The sequence below is a fragment of the Streptomyces calidiresistens genome, from assembly GCF_014141525.1.
Taxonomy (GTDB): domain Bacteria; phylum Actinomycetota; class Actinomycetes; order Streptomycetales; family Streptomycetaceae; genus Streptomyces; species Streptomyces calidiresistens.
The window spans coordinates 1-1,425 of record NZ_VKHS01001098.1; the positions used below are offsets into that span (position 1 = coordinate 1).

Below are 1,425 nucleotides of genomic sequence, written 5' to 3' on the forward strand. Positions count from 1 at the left end.
CCGTCCTCCCCGGTACCGCCCCCGCTACCGCTCACCGGCTGCCGGCCGTCCCGCACCCGCCGTACCCCCGTGAAGTCCTCGCCGAGGGTGAGCAGCAGTTCCGCGTCCCGACCGGGCTCCTCGTGCAGTTGTGCCCCCGGTACGGCGGCGGCCAGGGCGGCGGCCTCCGCCCGACGGTCGGGGGCGTGGGTGATCGTGGTGCGGTGGTGCCGTTCCCCCGGTTCGGCCCCGTCGGCGGCGTCGGCATCGTCGGCATCGGTCGCCGGAGCGGTGAGGAAACCGTCGGCGGCCAGCTCCCGCCGGGCGCGGGCCGCCGCCTCGTCCCCGGGCGCGCCGGCGTCCCTCACCAGGACCCGGATCCCCCGGGGGTCCACGTCCACCGGCACGGTGTCCCCGTCCCGGTCGTCCCCGTGGTCGGGGACGAGCGGTCGATCCTCGCGGACGGCGGCGAACAGCCGCTCGGCGGCCTCCTCGTCCCACTCCGGGGCGGGGCCGTCGACCCGGGCGATGGGCACGGAGGCGAACTCCACCGATCCGGCGTCCACCCGGCTCAGGGTGCGGGCGATCCCCAGCATCTCGGCGGCGCCGAGTCCCGGGTCGGCCCGTGTGGAGTCCAGCAGATGGCCGACGGTCCGCCGCAGGAGCGGCGGGTCGAGCAGCACCTCGGTGTCGGCCACCCGGTGGGCGAGGGCGGCGAGGAAGCGCTGCTGGCGCTGGATGCGGCCGAAGTCGGCGGTGGCGTCGACCTCCCGGGCGCGGACGTAGGAGAGCGCCTCGCCGCCGTTGAGGGTGCTGGTGCCGACGGGCAGGTCCAGGCCGGACCCGGGGTCGTGGAGCGGCCGGGTGGTGCACACCTCCACGCCGCCGATCTCGTCCACCGCGCGCATGAAGCCGACGAAGCCGACCTCCAGGTAGTGGTCGACGCGCACCCCGGTCATCCGTTCGACGGTACGGACCATCAGTTGGGGGCCGCCGTGGGAGAGGGCGGCGTTGAGTTTCGCCTCGTGGGGTTCGTGGCGCTCGGTGGTCCCGGGGAGGGTGTGGGCCGCCAACTCGGTGTGCGAGTCGCGGGGGAGGCTGATCACGCTCACGCGGTTCCGGTCCTCGGAGAGGTGCAGGAGCATGATGGTGTCGGCGCAGTGGCAGGCCTCGCCGCCCAGGCGGTACCGCCGGCGTTCGTCCTCGGTGAGGCCCTCGCGGCTGTCGCTGCCGATGAGCAGGACGGTGAGGCCGGGTCCGGCGGCGGGTCGGTCGTCGCCCCGGGGGATGGCCTCGACGCGTTGCACGCCCCCCTCCACACCGGTGACCACGGCGTGGCCGACACCGCCGGTGAGCAGGACGAGGCCGGAGAGGGCGGCGGCCACGCGCAGGCCCCATCGCGGTCGGCCGGGTGCCGGGGCGGGCGCGCGGCGGGGGGTTCGACCG

At 76.2% G+C, this 1,425-nt stretch carries 1 protein-coding gene; it reads right to left on the bottom strand.

Annotation, left to right across the window (positions count from 1 at the left end):
* On the bottom strand, positions 1-1,364 hold a 1,364-nt coding region (locus FOE67_RS25675), incomplete at its 3' end, for an LCP family protein (protein ID WP_323385521.1).
* Between the last annotated feature and the right edge of the window lie 61 nt (positions 1,365-1,425).